General features: G+C 63.2%; 9 protein-coding genes. 8 read left to right on the top strand and 1 reads right to left on the bottom strand.

Going from position 1 to position 19716, the window contains the following annotated elements:
* Positions 1-26 precede the first annotated feature (26 nt).
* From NKI18_RS23385 to NKI18_RS23360, 6 genes are all read left to right on the top strand, one after another.
* Complete coding sequence (locus NKI18_RS23385) at positions 27-1952, top strand: autotransporter assembly complex protein TamA (protein ID WP_352621362.1); 1926 nt, start codon at positions 27-29, stop codon at positions 1950-1952.
* Entirely contained in the window at positions 1952-8002 is a 6051-nt protein-coding gene (locus NKI18_RS23380) for a translocation/assembly module TamB domain-containing protein (protein ID WP_352621364.1), read from the top strand. The genes NKI18_RS23385 and NKI18_RS23380 overlap by 1 nt, the downstream gene beginning before the upstream one ends.
* A 261-nt stretch (positions 8003-8263) precedes the next feature.
* Positions 8264-9916 (top strand): ABC transporter substrate-binding protein, encoded by a 1653-nt coding sequence (locus tag NKI18_RS23375; RefSeq protein WP_352453205.1) that lies wholly within the window; start codon positions 8264-8266, stop codon positions 9914-9916.
* 221 nt (positions 9917-10137) lie between these two features.
* Positions 10138-11172: an ABC transporter permease gene (locus NKI18_RS23370; RefSeq protein WP_352453204.1), complete on the top strand. Its 1035-nt coding sequence runs from the start codon at positions 10138-10140 to the stop codon at positions 11170-11172.
* Positions 11173-11183: 11 nt separating this feature from the next.
* On the top strand, positions 11184-12341 hold the full coding sequence (locus NKI18_RS23365; protein ID WP_352621367.1) for an ABC transporter permease: 1158 nt from the start codon (positions 11184-11186) through the stop codon (positions 12339-12341).
* Between the two features lie 63 nt (positions 12342-12404).
* Positions 12405-14825, top strand: a complete 2421-nt coding sequence (locus NKI18_RS23360) for a dipeptide ABC transporter ATP-binding protein (protein ID WP_352621369.1) — start codon at positions 12405-12407, stop codon at positions 14823-14825.
* 14 nt (positions 14826-14839) lie between these two features.
* Here the strand turns inward: NKI18_RS23360 and NKI18_RS23355 are convergent, their stop codons facing one another.
* Entirely contained in the window at positions 14840-15430 is a 591-nt protein-coding gene (locus NKI18_RS23355) for a transglycosylase SLT domain-containing protein (RefSeq protein ID WP_352453201.1), read from the bottom strand.
* 218 nt (positions 15431-15648) lie between these two features.
* Between NKI18_RS23355 and NKI18_RS23350 the strand changes: the two genes are divergently transcribed.
* Together NKI18_RS23350 and NKI18_RS23345 are read left to right on the top strand one after the other, a co-directional pair.
* Positions 15649-17187, top strand: a complete 1539-nt coding sequence (locus NKI18_RS23350) for a trimethylamine methyltransferase family protein (protein WP_352621371.1) — start codon at positions 15649-15651, stop codon at positions 17185-17187.
* A gap of 83 nt (positions 17188-17270) precedes the next feature.
* Positions 17271-19712, top strand: coding sequence for a GcvT family protein (locus tag NKI18_RS23345; RefSeq protein WP_352621373.1), 2442 nt, complete (start codon positions 17271-17273; stop codon positions 19710-19712).
* The last annotated feature ends 4 nt before the right edge of the window (positions 19713-19716 follow it).

Below are 19716 nucleotides of genomic sequence, written 5' to 3'. Positions count from 1 at the left end.
GGTTTGCGAGCTAGGCTAGGAGCGTAATGCCGGCGTATGAAAGGCAGATGTCGGGAGGAACCGCGCCACGGCGCGCGCTTTTGCGCGCCCTGCTTTTCGCATTGTTGTGCTCTACGGCACTTGTTGCCGAAACCGGAAGTGCGGCAGCCTTCGAGATTTTCGGCATCAAGCTGTGGGGATCCAAAGACGAAGATGCCGATATCGTCGACCCGCTGCGCTATGCGGTGACGATCGAGGCGCCGGACGCCGACAAGGATCTCGCCGAGAAGCTCGAAAACGCCTCGGCGCTGAAGGCCGACGAGGAACACCCGGTATCCGGTTCTCTCGGCCTGCTGGCCAAGGCGCGCAGTGACCGTGAGCAACTTGTTGCCGCACTCTACGCTGACGCGCGCTACGAGGGTGTGGTCACTATCACGATCCAAGGCAAACCGCTCGACGATCTGCCGCCCGATGCCGAATTTTCGGGTCCGCAGCCGATACCGGTGGTGATAAGCATAGCAGCCGGGCCGAAATTCACGCTTGGCAACATCAGACTGGAAGGCGATGCGGCGGGGCTGGCAAGTGCCGATTTCGGCCTGATCGCCGGCGGTGACGCCAGTTCGGGCGCCGTGCTCAAGGCCGAGGCGGCGATCGTGCGGGCACTCAAGCAAGAAGGCAGGCCGCTGGCCAAGGTGACGGGCCGCGAGATCGTCGCCGAGCACGCCGGTTCGACGCTCGACGTGACGCTTGCCGTCGCGGCCGGCCCGGTCGCCGGCTATGGCGACACCAATGTCGAGGGCACGGAAAAGGTCGACCGCGACTTCACCGAATATATGACCGGCCTTAAGCGCGGGCGCCAATATTCGCCCGATGAGATCGACGACGCGCGCGACCGGCTGCTCGGGCTCGAGGTCTTCAACAGCGTGACGGTGAAGGAAGCCGACGCGCTCGACGCCGAGGGCAACATCCCGATCGGTGTCGAGGTAAGCGAACGCAAGCCGCGCTATTTCGGCATTGGCGGCAGCTTCTCAAACACCGAAGGGCTGGGCCTCGAAGGCTATTGGGGGCATCGCAATCTGTTTGGCCGCGCCGAAAAGCTGCGCATCGACGGCAAGATCAGCGGCATCGGCAGCAACGACTTGACCCAGCTCAATTACAATGCCGGCGTCATGTTCGAAAAGCCGGGCGTGGTCGGGCCGGCGTCGAAATTCATTGCCAGCGTCAATACCGTGCTGGAGCACCCCGACGCCTACGACCATTTCTCGGTCAAGGGCAGCACCGGCCTGTCCTACGAACTCGACAAGAAGCAGACGGTTTCCGCGCAAGTCGCGCTGGATTATTCGAGGATCCACGACGCTTTCGGCAAGCACACCTATCTGATCGCCAGCATTCCACTGCAATATGTCTACGACAATCGCGACAGCAAGCTCAATCCGACCCGGGGCTTCAGGGTGCTGGCCTATGGCGAGCCGAGCTATGACATTTTGAGCGGGGCTGCGTTTGTCAAACTGAAGGGCGAGGGGTCGGCCTACCAGTCGCTCGATTCGGCCTCGAAATTCGTTTTCGCCGAACGTGTCGCCATCGGCTCTATCATCGGCGCCGGCCTTCAAGATGTTCCGGCCGACCGCCGCTTCTACTCAGGCGGCGGCGGCTCGGTGCGCGGCTATGCCTATCAAGGCATCGGCCCGAAGGACAGCAACGGAGAGCCGATCGGCGGGCTTTCCTTCTTCGAGACCTCGGTCGAGATGCGCATCGCGGTCACCGACAAGATCGGCGTCGTGCCGTTCGTCGATGCCGGCACGGTGTCGACCAGGCAGGTTCCCGATTTTTCGGACATGAAGGTCGGCGCGGGTGTAGGCTTGCGCTATCTGACGGCGTTCGGGCCGCTACGCGTCGACGCGGCGGTGCCGCTCAACCGCGGCCCCGACGATCCTCATTTCGGCATTTATGCCGGCATCGGCCAGGCATTCTGATGGCAATATTCAGGCGCATCCTCCGTATCCTTTTCTACACGCTGCTCATCGTCGTGACGGCGGCGGTGGGGGCGCTCGTCGTGCTGACCAAAACCGAGCGCGGCCGCGAAAACCTTGCCGGCATCATCTCGACCATGGCCTCGACCGGTGATCGCAAGGTCACTGTCGTCGGCATCGACGGTATCTGGTCGGGCGCGCTGAGGGTCGATCATGTCGTTCTGGAGGATCGCGAAGGCGCCTGGATGGTGGCGCGCAACGTGGCCGTCGATTGGTCGCCGCTGGCACTCCTGTCGAAGAGCTTCAGCGCCGATCGCATTGGGGCCGAGCGTATCGAATTGGCAAGGCTGCCGGTGGCCAATACACAGTCGAGCCAAAGCGGAGCGACGACGCTGCCGGTTTCCATCGACGTCAGGCAACTCGACCTTCCCGAAATCGCGCTCGGGCAGGCTCTGGCCGGCAGCGGTGTCGCCGAACTTGCAGCCAAGGGAGCGCTCAAGGCGGACGCCTCACCATTGGCGATCGAGACCAACCTCAAGATCGTTCGCCACGACGGCAAGCAAGGCACGGTCGACGCCAAAGCCCATTTCGCGCCGGCCGACAACAAGCTCGACCTCGACCTTAAGGCATCCGAGCCGGCCGGCGGCATCATCGCCAACCTGCTCAACCTGCCGGGCGCGCCGCCGGTCAACATTGTCGTTTCCGGCACCGGACCGCTCGCCAACTGGAATGGCATCGGGACCTTCGTTGTCGACGGCCGGATCGTCACCCAGCTTACCGGTCGCCATCAGCTCACCGACAAGGGTCATTATGTCGAGGCCAATGGCGATGGCGAATTCGAGCGCTTCCTGCCCGAAACCCTGAAACCGCTGTTTGCCGGCAAGACCACCTTCGACCTCGCCGGCACGGCGACCGCGGCCGGCGGCGTCGATGTCGAGCGCGCCAATATCGACAGCGGCGCCTTGCACGCGACCGCGGCCGGCATTGTCGATCCGAACGGCGCCAGCGACCTTTCGGTGAAGCTCGCCGCAAAGGGGCCGCCGATCGTGCTCAGCCTCGGCAGCGAGGCGCAACCGATAACCGTGGCAATCAAGGATGCCACGGCCCGCGCTTTCGGCGATGGCAAGGCGCCGATGGTGGATATCGGCGCGTCGCTGGTCTCGGTGGTGGCGGGCGGCACGCGGGTGGACGACCTGATCGGGCAAGTGCATTCCGATGGTTTCGACATCCAGAACCGTAGCGGGGCGGTCACCATCAAGCTGACGGCGGCCGGCCTGAACACCGACGTCGCGACTTTGGCGCCGCTGATAACGGGCAGGGTCAGCGCCGGTCTCGCCGGCTCCGTCAGCAAGGAACAGATTGTCGTCGACGAAGGCACGCTACGCAGCGACGCGCTCAATGCGTCCGTAACAGCCACGGTGGCGCTTGCCGATCTGTCGATGACGCTCAAGATGAATGCCGACGCGGCTTCGACGGCGCTGCCGCCGCAAATCAGCTCGGTTCTCGGCGAGCGCGTGCAGTTTTCCGCAACCGCGACACGCGACCCGGACGGTGCGTTCGCCGCCAACGCATTGCAACTCACCTCCGGCACGCTTAGCGCCAGCGGCACCGCCAGTGCGCAAGGCACCGATATCCGGGCCGATATCAAGGGTACGCTGGGCGACGTGTCGGTGCTGTCGCCGCTGGTCGGCGCCAACGTCGGCGGCGCCGTCGGTTTCGGGCTTACCGCAAGCGGCGCGCGCAGCGCACCGGATTTCTCGATTTCGGCCAACAGCGACAGCCTGACGGCGTCCGGCCATGCGGTGAAGCAGATCAAGCTGAGCGCGAGCGGCAAGGCCGATATCGCCAGTCCCGCCGCCGATGTCTCGCTGACCGGCTCGGTCGACGACCAGCCGCTCGACCTCAAGGCATCGCTGGTCACAACCGACGGTAAGCGCTCCATCAATGGACTTGCCGTCTCGTTAGCCGACAACAAGGTCTCCGGCGACCTCGGGCTCGACGACAACCTGCTGCCGCTCGGCACGTTGACCCTCGATGCCGCCGATATTGCTCCGCTGGCCGCACTCGCAGGCCAGTCGGTAGCCGGCGACGTGCGCGGCACCATCCGCTTTGCGAACGACAACGGAGCGCCGACGGTCGCGATCGATGCGACGAGCGCCGTGATTTCGCGCGGCGAACTGGCGGCGAAGACAATCGCCGTCAACGCGCTGGTCGCCAATTATCTCAAAGCACCGGCAATCGCCGGCAAGATCAAGGCCGACACGATCACCTCCGGAACCACGGTGATCAGCGGCATCGATGTCGACCTGAAGCGCAATGGCGACTGGACCGGCTTTAGCGGCGGCGCCACGGTCGCCGGCATTCCGGCCAGCGCGTCCGGGCGGGTCAGGGTTGCGAACGGCACCACCAGCATCGAGCTTGCCTCGGGCGAGGCGACCGTCCGCGGCATCAAGGCAGCTGTCGCGCAGCCATCAGCGCTGACAATCGCCAATGGCAGGGTGAGCATAGAGAAATTGGAGCTCGGTGTCGGCGGTGGTTCGGTTGCCGTGTCGGGTACGGCCGGCCAGACGCTTGATCTCGCTGCCACCTTGTCGGCGGTGCCGGCAGCGCTTGCCAATGATTTTTCACCGGGTCTCGATGCCGTGGGCGCGCTCAGCGGCACCGCGCAGGTCACCGGATCGTCGGCTGCCCCAGATATTCGCTTCACCGCCCGGCTCAGCGGCGCCGAAACCAGCCAGACCCGGCAGGCTGGGCTCGGGCCGGTGGATCTCGACGCGGCAGGCCGTTTCTCGTCGGCCAGCGGCCTGGCCATCGAGCAGGCGACGCTTGCCGGCGAGAAAATCTCCGGCAAGGCAGCCGGCACCATCAATCCGAACGGTGCCAGCGATTTTTCGCTCGACCTGGCCTCTACCGGTCCGAGCCTGCCGTTGTCGCTCGGCAGCAAGGCGAGCCCGATCAAGCTCGAGCTGCAGGCGATATCGCTAAACGCGGCCGGGCAGGGCACCCAGCCGAAGCTCGACATCTCCGCGACGCTGCCATCGGCCGCCACCAATCTAGCTAAGATAGAGGGCATCACGCTTGCGCTGCACTCCGATCGCTTCGACGTGAAAGCCCGGACCGGGCCGATCTCCGGCTTGGTGACCGCCGAAAAACTCGGAATCGACAATCCGACCGTCGCGCGGCTGATTGCAGGGAAAATCACTGCCAAGGTCGCCGGTAGCCTGGCCGCCGACGCTGTCATCATCGATAGCGGCACGGTGATCAGCGACGCTTTGAACAGCGGCTTCAACGGGCGGGTCTCGCTGGCCGACGGCGCCATCGATCTAAATCTCAAGGCGGATGCCGCGTCGGCGGCGCTGCCGGCGGCGGTGCATGGCGTGCTCGCCGAGCGAACGCAACTCAGTGCCGCGCTGAAGCGGGATGCCAACGGCAATGTCACCGCCAACGCGATCAGGCTGTCATCAGGCGCGCTGACCGCAGACGGGCAGGCGAGCCTTGCCGATAACAAGCTGAGCGCCGACGTCAAAGGCGCGCTAGGCGACGTCTCGCTGCTATCCAAGGACGCCAAAGGCGCCATCTCTTTCGCGCTGAATGCGCAAGGCGCCAGCACCGCGCCGGATCTGTCGCTGAGTGTCAACAGCGACAGGCTTTCGGTCGCGGCGCGCGAGATCACCGGTCTGAAGCTCACTGCCACCGGCAAGGCTGATGCTGCCAACCCGGCTGCGAATGTGCAACTCACCGGAAATGTCGGCGGCCAACCGCTGCAGGGTAGTGCCGTGCTGGCGACATCGGACGGCAAACGCGCCATCAACGGGCTTTTGCTGTCGCTCGGCAAGAACCGTATTTCCGGCGACCTGGCGCTTGACGATGCCTTCCTGCCGGCCGGCACCGTGGCGCTCGACCTGCCCGATATCGGTCCGCTTGCGGCTCTGGCACTGGAAAAGGCCGATGGCGATGTGCGCGGCACGATCGCCTTCTCCAAGGCGGGTACCGTGCCGCAAGTCGCCGTCAAGGCGACGACGGCCTCGATCTCGCGCGGCGATGTCTCGGCCAAGGCCGTGAGCATCGATGCGCTGATCGCCAACTATCTGGCGGCACCGGTGATCTCGGGCAAAATCCGTGCCGACAGCGTAACTTCCGGCGGCACGGCTATTCGGGGCGTCAACGTCGATCTCAAGCGCGACGGCGAATGGACCGGCTTTTCCGGTGGCGCCACCGTCAAGGATATTCCGCTGAGGGCGGCCGGCCGGGTCAAGGCGGTCAAGGGCACGACGACGGTCGAACTTGCCTCCGGCGAGGCGACCATCCGCGGCGTCAAGGCGGCCATCGCCCAGGCCTCGACCATCAACATCGCCAATGGAGTGACCAGCCTCGACAGGCTGGTGCTCAACCTCGGCGGCGGCACGGCGACGGTCACGGGCAAGGCTGGGCAGGCGTTCGACATCAACGCGACGCTGGCCCGCGTCCCGATCTCGATAGCCAACAGTTTTTCGCCGGGCCTCGATGCCGCCGGTTCCATCTCGGGCACTGTGAAGGTGACGGGCGCGCCGGCCAATCCGGCCGTTGCCTTCAAGATCGACGCCGCAGGCGTTCAGACGTCGCAGACCCGTGGTGCAGGTTTCGGCGGCATGGGCGTTTCATCCTCAGGTACGTATTCGGGCAACAGACTGACCTTCGACGCCAACATGAGCGATGCCGCCGGCCTCGGCCTCAAGGGCGGCGGCACGATGACGACATCAGGCGCGCCCACCCTTGATCTCAACTTTTCCGGCAAGGTGCCGTTCGCCTTCCTCACCAGGACACTCGCCGCGCAAGGCCTGTCCCTGAGCGGCACGGCCGACGTCGATGTGCAGGTGCGCGGCCCGGCGACGTCGCCGGTGATCTCAGGCACGGTCCGCACGTCAGGCGCCCGCCTGCTCGACGCGCGCTCGGGGCTTGCGATCAACGACATCACTGCCGATGTCGCCATCGGTGGCGGCGTGGCAAGGATCAATCGCCTGACCGGCACGCTGTCGACGCGCGGCAGCCTTTCGGCCAGCGGCACCGTCGGCATCGATCCGGCTAAGGGTTTTCCGGCCGATCTGTCGATCAAGCTCGTCGACGGCCGCTATACCGACGGCAAGGTGGTCACCGCCAATCTTGGCGGCGACCTGACCGTCAAGGGACCGCTCACCTCCGCGCCGGTGATTTCCGGTACCGTCAACCTGGCCAAGACCGTCATCACCGTACCCGAAAAGCTGCCCGGCTCGCTGGCCGAGCTCAACGTCAAGCACAAGAATGCGCCGGCCGCCGTGCGTGCGCAGGACAAGGCGTTGCGCCCGGCCGCTGCAAGCAGTGGTGGCGGCGGCAGCGGCCTCAATCTCGACGTCACGGTCAACGCGCCGAGCCAGATCTTCATCCAGGGCAGGGGCGTCGACGCCGAGCTCGGCGGTTCGCTGCGGCTGACCGGTCCGGCATCGTCACCCCAGGCGGTCGGCACCTTCACCTTGCGGCGCGGGCGGCTGACGATCCTTGCCAAGCGGCTGACCTTCACCGAAGGCTCCGTCGGCTTTTCCGGCTCTCTGGTGCCCTACCTCAATCTCACGGCGCAATCGAAGACGACCAGCGCCACCGTGACCATCGTGGTGTCGGGCGAGGCGAACAACCCGAAATTCACCTTCTCCTCGGTACCGGTGCTGCCGGAGGACGAGGTGCTGGCGCAGCTGATCTTCGGCCGTTCGATGTCGAACCTGTCGCCGCTGCAGATCGCGCAGCTTGCCGAGGCTGCCGGACAACTAGCCGGCGTCGGCGGCTCGACCTCCCTGCTGCAGAACCTGCGCAGCGCGATCGGCGTCGACGACCTCGACGTGATCACCGACGAACAGGGCGGCACCGCCGTCTCGGCGGGCAAGTATCTCAACGACCGCACCTACGTGACGATCCAGAAGGGCGACAGGCCGGGCTCGGGCAAGGCAACCGTCGATCTCGACGTGGGGCGCGGCGTCAAGCTGCGTGGCGAGGCAACCGACGCCGGCGAAGCCAAAGGCGGTGTTTTCTACGAACGGGAATATTGAAACCGGCCGTTCGCGCAGAACAGTTGGTTGTCCGAAGAACGAACGGCGCAGCGGCGAATGTCCCAGTTTAATTGCCCGTGGGGATTTCGGACGAAATCCCTGGCGCAGTAGCAAATTTGCGCCAAGACTGTCGTTATCGCGCGAACCGCCCTGCTTTCAAAGTTGCACATTCCTTGGCATGTTCCCAATCCCTGCCGTCTTTGACATCATGGCGCGGATGCGGAATGTTAAAAGGCAGAAAGCCAACAATGGGAGTTAGTCATGACGATCTACAAGAGTAACGGCGACCGCGTTCCCGATCACATCCTGGCCATGGCCGAAGATGCCAAGGCAGGCAAGATGGATCGTCGCGAATTTCTGGCTCTCGCCAGCGTCTTCGGCGCGTCGACGGCGATGGCTTATGGCATGCTTGGCCTCGCAGACCCCACGCCGGCCAAGGCGGAAGAGGTGAAGGGCAAGAAAGGCGGCATACTGAAGGTCGCGCAATGGATCAAGGATCCGAAGGATCCGCGCAAGTCCGACTGGTCGGAAATCGCCAATGCCGAGCGCCAGGCGCTCGAGCCGCTGGTCAAATACACCACCGAATACACGTTCCGCCCCTATCTGCTGGAGAGCTGGGACGTGAATGACGACGCCACCGAATACACGCTGCATGTGCGCAAAGGCGTCACCTGGAACAACGGCGATCCGTTCACCGCAGACGACGTCATCTTCAACCTCAAGCGTTGGGCCGACAAGAAGGCCGAAGGCAATTCCATGCCAGGTCGCCTCGGTTCGCTGGTCAAGGACGACAAGCTGGATGAGAGCGCGGTGACCAAGGTCGATGACCACACGATCAAGCTGACGCTCAGCAAGCCGGATATCGCCCTCATTCCCAACGTGTGCGACTATCCCGGCCTCATCGTCCACAAGACGTTCGACGAAAAAGGCGGCGACTTCAAGTCCTGCCCGATCGGCACTGGGCCGTTCGAGTTGGTCTCCTACGATGTCGGCCAGAAGGTGGTCTACAAGCGTCGTGAAGATAACAAGTGGTGGGACGGCGAGGTCTTCCTCGACGGCATCGAGTTCATCGACTACGGCACCGATCCGGCGGCCATGGTCAGCGCCTTCGAGGCAGGCGAAGTGCACACCAACTTCGAAACCTCGGCCGACTATGTATCCATTCTCGACGGCATGGACTTGGCGAAGTCGGAGGTCGTCACCGCGTCGACGATCGTCTGCCGCACCAACGTCACCAACAAGCCTTACGGCGACCAGAAGGTTCGCAACGCCCTGCAGCTCGCGGTCGACAACAATGTCGTCCTCCAGCTCGGCTACGGCAATGCCGGCACGGTTGCCGAAAACCACCATGTCGCCCCGATCCATCCGGAATACTATGAATTGCCGAAGATTGCTCGCGACCCGGCCAAGGCAAAGGCGCTGATGGCCGAAGCCGGCCAGGCCGATTTCGAGCACGAACTGATCACGGTCGACGAAGACTGGCACAAGAACACAGGCGACGCGATCGCCGCGCAGATGCGCGACGCCGGCATCAAGGTCAAGCGTACGGTGCTGCCGGGTTCGACCTTCTGGAACGACTGGACGAAGTATCCGCTGTCGATGACCAACTGGAACATGCGGCCGCTCGGCGTCCAGGTTCTGGCGATCGGCTATCGCACAGGTGAGGCCTGGAACGAGACGGCCTGGTCGAATCCGGAGTGGGATGCCAAGCTCAACGCTGCGCTGGCAGTTGCCGACGCCGCCAAGCGCAAGGAAATGATGAAGGATATCGAGCAGATCCTGCAGGATTCCGGCATTATCATCCAGCCTTATTGGCGCAAGCTCTACAGCCATTCGGTCAAGGCGGTGCAGAACTACAAGATGCACCCGACCTTCGAGCGCGACTACGGCAAGGTCTGGCTCGACCAGGCCTGACCGGACGATCCGGAAAGGGGCGTCTCGCCCCTTTCCCTCGCTCTTTGCATGGTCCTTGGACCGGAAGTCGGCGCAGCAAAAAGTTGCGGACTCTTCGGCCTGGGTCTGCAATAAAAAGGGTATTGCATCTGGGACTGGTCTGAAGGCTTGTTCTGCCGCTGGCGGCAGCGCACGGCTTGCAAACCGGTTCCACCCCCCAACCCGACCGGCAGGGGACCGCCATGCTTTCTTTCGTTATCCGGCGTCTCGGCACCATGGCAGTGACGATGCTGTGCCTGACGATGATCGTCTTCTTCCTGGTCAATCTCGGGCCTAATCTGAAGAAGCTCGCTATCAGCCAGACCGAAATGCACACATCCGCCGAGCAGCTTGAGGCTTGGCTGGTCAACCACGGCTATCGGCAGAATTTCTTTATCCGCTACGGCCAATGGCTGGGCATCATGCCCAAGCAGCCGGTGACCGACCCGGCGACCGGCAAGCCCGCACAGCGTTTCTCCTTCTGCAACGATCCGGTCGTGCCGACATTCTCCGGCATCCTGCAAGGCGATTTCGGTTGCTCGACCAAGTTCAAGACGACGGTCGCTTCAAAACTCTTTCCGGCGCTCAGCGCCACCGGCATCCTGATGCTCTGCGTGCTGGCCGTAATGGTGCCGATCTCGCTTTTGATCGGTATTCTCGCCGGCATGCGCGAGGGTTCACGCACCGACCGCACATTATCGGTGGCTTCGATCGCCTCGACGGCGACGCCCGAATATGTTTCGGGCGTCATCTTCACCGTCATCTTCGCCTCCTGGCTCGGCGTGCTGAACGGTTCGGCGGCCTCGGCCAGCCAGGGCATCACCTTCTATAATTTCACCTTACCGGTGATGACGCTGGCGATATACGGCATCGGCTACATCGCTCGCATGACCCGCGCCTCGATGGTGGAGGTGATGACACAGCAATATATCCGAACCGCCCGGCTGAAGGGCCTCTCCTTCGGCAGCGTGGTGATAAAGCACGCTCTGCGCAACGCGCTGATCGCGCCATTCACGGTCATCATGCTGCAGTTCCCCTGGCTGCTCACCGGCGTCGTCATCGTCGAGGTGATGTTCCGCTACCAGGGGTTCGGCTACACCCTGGTCGAGGCCGCCGGCAACAACGACATCGATCTTCTGCTCGGCTGCTCGCTGGTCTCGGTGTTTATCGTCCTGATCACACAGCTCATCTCCGATGTCGGCTACGCGTTCCTCAATCCGCGCATCAGAGTTCAATAGGAGACCGGCGGATGCAGGTCGAATATCTCAGCGCCTTCAACGTCGTACTCGGCGTGCTTACCCGCTTCTGGCCGGTTTGGATCGCTCTCACCCTGGTGATGGGGGCGAGCTTCGGCTACAAGAAGAAGCTAGGCCTTTACGGCCAGCTTTTCGACAGCGGCGTCGGCATCGTCGGCGTCGGCATCTGCCTGTTCTGGCTGTTTACGGCGATCTTCGCGTCGACCATCTCGCCCTTCGATCCGCTCGCCCAAGTGCCGATCATGAAGGACGCGCTGCCGGGCGCAATCGAGCCGGCGTCGAAACTTGTATACTATTTCGGCGGCGACAAGCTCGCCCGCGACGTGTTCTCCCGCATGGTCTATGGCAGCCAGATCGTGCTGATCATCGCGCCGGCGGCGACCGGTTTTGCGCTGATGGTCGGCATTACGCTCGGCCTGCCGGCCGGCTATTATGGCGGCAAGATCGATACGGTGCTGTCCTTCCTCGCCAACCTTGTGCTGGCCTTCCCGGTGATCCTCCTGTTCTACCTGCTGGTGACGCCGGGCATCATGGACACGCCGATCCCCTACGCGATGGCAGGGCTGTTCTTCCTGTTTCCGATCATCTTCTTCAGTGTGCTGTTCTGGACGCGCTACAAGAACCGCCCCGACCGCCTCTATATCCTGCTTGGCCTGACGTTGGTACTTGGCGGCTGGATCTATGCAGGCCTTGTCTTCGATGCCGATCCGTTCAAGATCATCCACATCGATCCCAACCAGCTCAACATCTTCGTGGCGGTGGTGTTCGCCTCCAGCCCCGGCGTGTTCCGCATCGTGCGCGGCCTGGTCATGGATATCAAAACGCGCGACTATGTTGCGGCGGCACAAACGCGCGGTGAATCGCCCTGGTACATCATGCTGTGGGAGATATTGCCCAATGCGCGCGGGCCGCTGATCGTCGACGCCTGCCTGCGCATCGGCTACACCACGATCCTGCTCGGCACGCTCGGCTATTTCGGGCTGGGACTGGCGCCGGAAAGCCCGGACTGGGGCACGGCGATCAAGGATGCCAGCCGGCTGCTGCGCTCCTTCATCCACCCGGCGCTGCCGCCGACGATCGCATTGATGTCGTTCGTGCTCGGCCTCAACCTCCTCGCGGATTCGTTGCGCGAACAGTCTATGAAAGATTGATGCCGGGAAGATCGATGCCGGGTTCGGCCCGACATGCCTGAAGAACAAGGATTGGAGCGACCCATGAATGAGGCAGTTCGAAATCCCGCCAAGCCGACCAATGGGCCGACCAATGGGCCGATCATCGAGATCGAGAACCTGTCGATCTCCTTCTTCACCCGCAAGGGCGAGATCCCGGCCGTCATGGATTTTTCCTGCACGGTCATGCCTGGCGAGGCGATGGGTATTGTCGGCGAATCCGGCTGCGGCAAGTCGACCGTGTCGCTGGGCATCATGCGCGACCTCTCCAACATCGGAAAGATCGTCGGCGGAAAGATCAAATTCCAGGGCAAGGACATGGGAGAACTGTCCGACGAGGAACTGCGAGCTATCCGCGGCAACAAGATCGCGATGATCTACCAGGAGCCGATGGCCAGTCTTAACCCGGCGATGAAGGTCGGCCAGCAGCTGATGGAAGTGCCACTGATCCACGACAAGGTGTCGAAGGACGAAGCTTACAAACGCGCCTTGGAAATGGTGCGCGCGGTGAAGCTGCCGGATCCCGAGCGCATGATGCGTTCTTACCCGCACCAGCTTTCCGGCGGTCAGCAGCAGCGCATCGTCATTGCCATGGCGCTGCTGTCGAAGCCTGCGCTGCTTCTGCTCGACGAGCCGACGACAGCGCTCGACGTGACGGTTGAGGCCGGCATCGTCGACCTGGTCAAGGGGCTGGGCGAGAAGTTCGGCACCTCGATGATCTTCGTGTCGCACAATCTCGGCCTGATCCTGGAGACCTGCGACCGCATCACGGTGATGTATTCGGGCGAAGCGGTGGAGACCGGCAAGATCAAGGACGTCTTCGACCGGATGCGCCATCCCTACACGCAAGGCCTGTTCCGCTCGATCCCGCTGCCGGGCGCCGACAAGAACTCGCGGCCGCTGATATCCATCCCGGGGCAGTTGCCGCTACCGCACGAGCGGCCGAAGGGCTGCAATTTCGGCCCGCGCTGCCACCATTTCGTCGAGGGCGTCTGCAACGCCGCCGAAATTCCGATGATCGCGGTCGAAGGCCATGACGGGCATTTCTCGCGCTGCGTGCGCTTCAACGAGATCGACTGGGAGGCGCTGCCACCCGGCGCCAAGAAGGTCAACGAGCGGGTGGTGCCCGGTGCGCCGGTGCTCCAGATCGAAGACCTCCGGAAGTACTACAAGGTCGGCGGCAGCGAAGTGTTCGGCTCGAGCGAGGGCCGTGTCGTCAAGGCCAACGAGACGATCTCGTTTATGGCGCGCGAATCCGAAACCGTCGCGATCGTCGGCGAATCCGGCTGCGGAAAATCGACCCTGGCCAAGGTGCTGCTCGGCCTCGAAACGGCAAGCTCCGGCCGCGTCAAGCTCGGCAACAAGGAGATCCAGTCGACCGGGATCGAGAAGCGCAGCGTCGACACGGTGTCGTCGATCCAGATGGTGTTCCAAAATCCGTTCGACACGCTCAATCCCAGCCATTCGGTCGGTTCGCAGATCATCCGTACGCTGGAAAAGTTCAATGTCGGCGACACGGTGGCCGACCGCCGCAAGCGGATGCTGGAACTGCTCGACCTGGTGAAGCTGCCGAGGGCATTCGAGACGCGCAAGCCGCGCCAGCTTTCAGGCGGCCAGAAACAGCGCATCGGCGTGGCGCGTGCCTTTGCCGGCGATGCCAAGGTGGTGGTGGCCGACGAGCCGGTCTCGGCGCTGGATGTGTCGGTCCAGGCCGCGGTGACCGAGCTCTTGATGGACATCCAGCGCAAGAACAAGACGACGATGCTGTTCATCAGCCACGATCTGTCGGTGGTGCGCTACATCGCCGACCGCGTCGTCGTCATGTATCTCGGCTATATCGTTGAGCAAGGCACGACCGACCAGATATTCGCGCCGCCCTATCACCCCTATACCGAGGCATTGCTGTCGGCGATCCCGATCGCCGACACAAGCGTGGTCAAGAAGCACATCGTGCTGGAGGGCGACATCCCTTCGGCGATGAACCCGCCGTCCGGCTGTCCGTTCCAGACGCGCTGCGGCTACAAGAAACTGGTGCCGGACAACCTTTGCGAAACCACGGTGCCGCCAGTCAAAAATCTCGGCGACGGCCATATGAGCTTGTGCTGGCTGTCCGACGACGTGCTGGCGAAAATGGAGCCGGTGATCAAATTCGACAAGGAGCACGCCGCAAATGAGGGCGTGCCGGATGATGCAAACCGCGGTGTTGGCCCGGGCTTTGCCGGAGATCCGCCCAAGCGCCCGCATGGAAAGACTGGCAGCGTTGAAGCCGATGCCGAGGGTCAGGCAGTGGAGAATGCCGAAGCGGTCGCCAAAGCCCGCCGTCACGAGGTTCGCGACGAGGTTTCAGAGACCGGCACCTCAAGCTCTGCCGACAGCCAGGTGGCACCAATCATGCCGCCGACTGTCGGCGACGGCCGACAGGCCGAGGACGCGACGCGCAAGCCGCGCAAACCCAAGGGCGGCTGAGAGCCGTTAATAGGCTAGGGCGCGCATTGCCGTAGCTGCGCGGCGTAGTCCTGCGCCATCTGTTCGGTGGCATGCGCATAGCGCTGCACGTCGGCATCGCCGCGACTGCCGCGCTTGTAGGCATTCCAGCCGAGATAGTAGGCGAGATACAGATTGTATGTGTCGTTGCGGGCGACGCCGAGCGTGTCAGCGGTCTTGGAATGATACCAGCCCACAAAATCGACGGCATCGGCAAACCTGGTGCGGCGCGCCGCCCAGCTGCCGGTCTCGTTCTGGTATTGCGCCCAGGTGCCGTCGAGCGCCTGCGAGAAGCCGGTGGCGCTGGAGATATGTTTCCAGGGAATGAAGCCCAGCAGCTTGGTGCGCGGCGGCCTTGCGTTGCTCTTGAAGCCGGATTCCTTGCGCACCGTCGCCATCAGCACGGGAACCGGCACACCGTATTTCTGCTCGGTGCGTTGTGCCGCCGCCTGCCAATTGTCGAACCAGCCGTCATTCTGGTCGAAAACGGCGCAGACATCGTTGATATGGTTCGGTGGCGTCGCGCAGGCCGAAAGCGCCAGCGGCGCGGCAATCGCTATAATTTTACTAAAACTCGACCTACGCATTGGAAGAGCATTAGGCCGAAAACATAAAAGGAATCTTGCTGTCTTCCTTAACGGCTCATCGGCCGCTTTGGCCGACACTGAGCAGGTATAAACATTCCGACGTTTGTTGTCGCTTTTACCGACCTGAAATTCCCGCAATGGCGCCTTGGCTAAAATCACGCCCGCAGGTGGCGGATTCTTGACAGCTCGATCCTCATGCCGGCGCTTTGATGCGCGGCATGAGCGAACCAAGACGCAAGCGCGGCGCCGAGCGAACCAGCAACAGGGGACCGACCGCCATCCCGCAACTGCCGTTGCGCCGCGTCACCAATCCCTATCCGCCAATGGCGATGCTCTCGGCCGACCAGATCGAGGCGATCCACCAGGCGTCGATGCATATCTTGGAGAATTTCGGCATCGAGGTGATGAGCCCGCGGGCGCTGTCGCTGTTCGAGAAGGCCGGGGCCAAGGTCGACCATGCAACGATGAACGTCCGCATCTATCGCGGCATGATCGAGGAAGCGCTGAAGACGACGCAGTCCAGCTATACGCTGACGCCGCGCAATCCCGCCCATGCCGTCCACCTCGGCGGCAATACCATCAACTTCACGCTCGTCGCCGGGCCGCCGAATGTGCACGACATGGAGCGCGGCCGCCGTGCCGGCAATTTGCGCGATTATTCCGATCTCGTCCGGCTGGCGCAGCATTTCAACTGCATCCACATGCTAGGCAACCAGGTCTGCGCGCCGGTAGAATTGCCGGCGAATTCCCGTCATCTCGACACCTATTTCGCCAATCTGACACTGACCGACAAAAGCTTTCACGTCTCGGCCATCGGCCGCGGCAGGGCGCTCGACGGCATCGAAATGATGGCAATCGCGCGCGGACTGACGCTTGACGAGATGCGCGACGATCCCGGCGTCACCACGATCATTTCGGTCAATTCGCCGCGCCGCTTCGACGAGATGATGGCCGAGGGGCTGATGACGATGGCCGAGTTCGGCCAGTCGGTGGCGGTGACGCCATTCACGTTGATGGGGGCGATGAGCCCGGTGACGCTTGCCGGCGCGCTCGCCCAGCAGAATGCCGAGGCGCTGTTCGGCGTGGTGCTGACGCAGCTCGTCCGCCCCGGCGCGCCGGTGATGTATGGCGCCTTCACCTCCAATGTCGATATGAAATCGGGAGCGCCAGCGTTCGGCACGCCTGAAAACACCAAGGCGAATATCGCGTCCGGACAGTTGGCGCGGCGTTACAACCTGCCTTATCGCACAACGCCGGGCTCGGCTTCCAATGCCGCCGACGCGCAAGGCGCCTATGAGACGCTGATGGCGCTGTGGGGCGCGGTGCTCGGCCATGGCAACCTCGTCTACCATGCCGCCGGCTGGCAAGAGGGCGGACTGACAGCGTCGTTCGAAAAGTTCATCATCGACGTCGAGATGATCCAGCACATGATGGAGTTTTTGCGCCCGATCGAGGTCAACGAGGCCGAGCTTGCTGTCGAGGCTCTGGGTGCGGTTCCGACCGGCGGCCACTTCTTCGGCGAGCCGCACACGCTGGAGCGCTACGCCACAGCCTTCTACCAGCCGATGCTGTCCAACTGGCAAAATTTCGAGGCCTGGCAGGAGGCTGGCGGGCTCGATGCCACGGCGCGGGCGACGAGGCTTTGGAAGAAGGCGCTGGAGGACTATGTCGAGCCGGTGATGGAAATCTCCAGGCGCGAGGCGCTTGAGGCGTACGTGGCCAAGCGCAAGGAAGCGATCGGGCAAAGCGAGCCTTAGGCGCCGCTCGTCTTGTTCGGCTTCATTCTCTTCTCCTCCAGAATCATGAAACCCATCCAACCCTTTGAAATAACGAGAACCTCATGAAATCGCATGCAAAGGTCGTGGTTATCGGCGGTGGCGTTGTCGGGTGCTCCGTGCTGTTCCATCTGGCCCGTCACGGCTGGACCGACATCGTGCTCCTGGAGCGCAATGAATTGACCTCCGGCTCGACCTGGCACGCCGCCGGCGGCATGCACACCATCAATGGCGATCCCAATGTCGCCAAGCTGCAGAAATACACAATCTCTCTCTACAAGGAGATCGAGGAACTGTCCGGCCAGGCGACCGGCGTGCATCTGACTGGCGGCGTCTTGCTGGCGGCGACCGAGGCGCGCCTCGACTGGCTGCGCGGCGTCGTCGCCAAGGGCCGCTATCTCGGCATCGACCTCGAAGAAATATCGCCTGATGAGGCGGCCGAGCTGATGCCGTTGCTCGACCCCAAGCAGTTCGTCGGCGCCGTTCGCAACAAGGAGGACGGTCATCTCGACCCCTCCGGCGTCACCCACGCCTACGCCAAGGCCGCGAGGAAGCTTGGTGCCGAGGTCGAGCGTTTCACCAAGGTCGAGGACATTGTGCGGCGCGCCGACGGGTTGTGGCGTGTCATCACCAACAAGGGTGAGGTGGTGGCCGAGCATGTCGTCAACGCCGGCGGCCTGTGGGCGCGTGAGGTCGGCCGCATGGTCGGGCTGGAGCTGCCGGTGCTGGCGATGGAGCACATGTACCTGATCACCGAGGACATGCCGGAAGTCGCCGCCTGGAACCAGAAGACTGGTTCCGAAATCATCCATGCCGTGGATTTCGATGGCGAGCTGTATTTGCGCCAGGAGCGCGGCGGCATGCTGATGGGCACTTATGAAAAGGCCAACAAGCCATGGTCCGAGTTCCAAACGCCATGGAATTTCGGCCACGAGCTGCTCGAAGCCGACATCGACCGGATCGCGCCGTCGCTGGAGGTCGGCTTCCGGCATTTCCCGGCCTTCCAGAACACCGGCATCAAGCAGATCATCAACGGACCCTTCACCTTCGCGCCGGACGGCAATCCGCTGGTCGGGCCCGTGCGCGGCCTGCCGGGGTTCTGGGTGGCCTGTGGTGTCATGGCGGGGTTCTCGCAGGGCGGCGGCGTCGGCCTGGCGCTGTCGAACTGGATGATCGAGGGCGATCCCGGCGCCGACATCTGGGCGATGGACGTGTCGCGCTACGGCGACTGGGCGACGATGGCCTATACCAACGCCAAGGTGCGCGAGAACTATTCGCGGCGGTTTTCGATCCGCTTCCCGAACGAGGAACTGCCGGCTGGGCGACCGCTCAAGACGACGCCGGTCTATGATCTGTTGTCGGCCGAGGGCGCGCAATGGGGCGTCGCCTATGGGCTCGAAGTGCCGCTGTGGTATGCGCCCGAAGGGATCAAGGACGAATTCTCCTGGCGCCGCTCGAGCGACTTCGAGCATGTGGCGAAAGAAGTGGAGACGGTTCGGCAACGCGTTGGTCTCTCGGAAATCTCGTCATTCGCCAAATACAGGGTAACCGGCGAGGGCGCTGCAGCCTGGCTCGACCGCCTGCTTGCCTGCAAGTTGCCAAGGCCCGGCCGCATGACGCTGGCGCCGATGCTGAAGGAAGACGGAAGGCTAATTGGCGATTTCACGCTAGCCAATCTCGGCAGTCCAAATTCGGAAAGTGACGATTGGTTCCTGGCCGGCTCCGGCGTCGCCGAGCAGTACCATATGCGCTGGTTCGAGGCGCATCCGCCGCAAGACGGCTCAGTCAGTATCGAAGCGCTAGGAGAAAGACTCACCGGCTTGTCGATCGCCGGGCCGAGCGCGCGGAACCTTCTTGAAAAGGTCACACGGTCGGACGTGTCGAATGCGGCCTTTCCGTTCATGGCCATCAGCAAGATGGATATCGGCATGGCGCCGTGCCTGGTCGGGCGGGTCAGCTACACCGGCGATCTCGGCTACGAGATCTGGGTCGCACCGGAATATCAGCGCGCCGCCTATCAGGCGCTGATGGCGGCGGGCGAGGAATTCGGCATCGGCCTGTTCGGCTCGCGCGCGCTCAATGCGTTGCGGCTGGAAAAGAATTACGGTTCATGGGCGCGCGAATACCGGTCGATCTATGGGCCGCTGGAGGCCGGCCTCGACCGCTTCGTCGCCTACGGCAAGCAAGCCGATTTCATCGGCAAGCAGGCGGCGTTGGCCGAGCGCAAGCAAGGCGGCAGACTGCGGCTGCGGGCCTTTGTCGTCGATACTGTCGATGCCGACGTCATCGGCGACGAGCCGATCTGGTACGGCGGTGCCGTGCGCGGTTGGGTCACGTCGGGCGGCTACGCGCATCATTCGAAAAAGTCCGTCGCCATCGGCTATGTGCCGAAAGAGATTGCCGACGAAGCCGACGGCTTCGAGATTGAGCTTCTGGGCAAACGCCACGCTGCGCGCATGCAGCCGATCCCGCTGTTCGACGCGAATTTCGAGCGGATGCGTGGGTGACGTT

Origin of the sequence: Mesorhizobium sp. M0800 (genome assembly GCF_040320095.1) — a bacterium.
Lineage (GTDB): Bacteria > Pseudomonadota > Alphaproteobacteria > Rhizobiales > Rhizobiaceae > Mesorhizobium.
Note: the sequence above shows the minus strand (reverse complement) of the source record. Positions and strands in the feature narration are given on the sequence as shown.

Excerpts from the sequence above, each read along its gene's own strand:
- NKI18_RS23375 (WP_352453205.1), top strand. The coding sequence starts at position 8,264 with ATGACGATCTACAAGAGTAACGGCGACCGCGTTCCCGATCACATCCTG.
- NKI18_RS23385 (WP_352621362.1), top strand. The coding sequence starts at position 27 with ATGCCGGCGTATGAAAGGCAGATGTCGGGAGGAACCGCGCCACGGCGC.
- NKI18_RS23380 (WP_352621364.1), top strand. The coding sequence starts at position 1,952 with ATGGCAATATTCAGGCGCATCCTCCGTATCCTTTTCTACACGCTGCTC.
- NKI18_RS23345 (WP_352621373.1), top strand. The coding sequence starts at position 17,271 with ATGAAATCGCATGCAAAGGTCGTGGTTATCGGCGGTGGCGTTGTCGGG.
- NKI18_RS23360 (WP_352621369.1), top strand. The coding sequence starts at position 12,405 with ATGAATGAGGCAGTTCGAAATCCCGCCAAGCCGACCAATGGGCCGACC.
- NKI18_RS23370 (WP_352453204.1), top strand. The coding sequence starts at position 10,138 with ATGCTTTCTTTCGTTATCCGGCGTCTCGGCACCATGGCAGTGACGATG.
- NKI18_RS23355 (WP_352453201.1), bottom strand. The coding sequence starts at position 15,430 with ATGCGTAGGTCGAGTTTTAGTAAAATTATAGCGATTGCCGCGCCGCTG.
- NKI18_RS23365 (WP_352621367.1), top strand. The coding sequence starts at position 11,184 with ATGCAGGTCGAATATCTCAGCGCCTTCAACGTCGTACTCGGCGTGCTT.
- NKI18_RS23350 (WP_352621371.1), top strand. The coding sequence starts at position 15,649 with ATGAGCGAACCAAGACGCAAGCGCGGCGCCGAGCGAACCAGCAACAGG.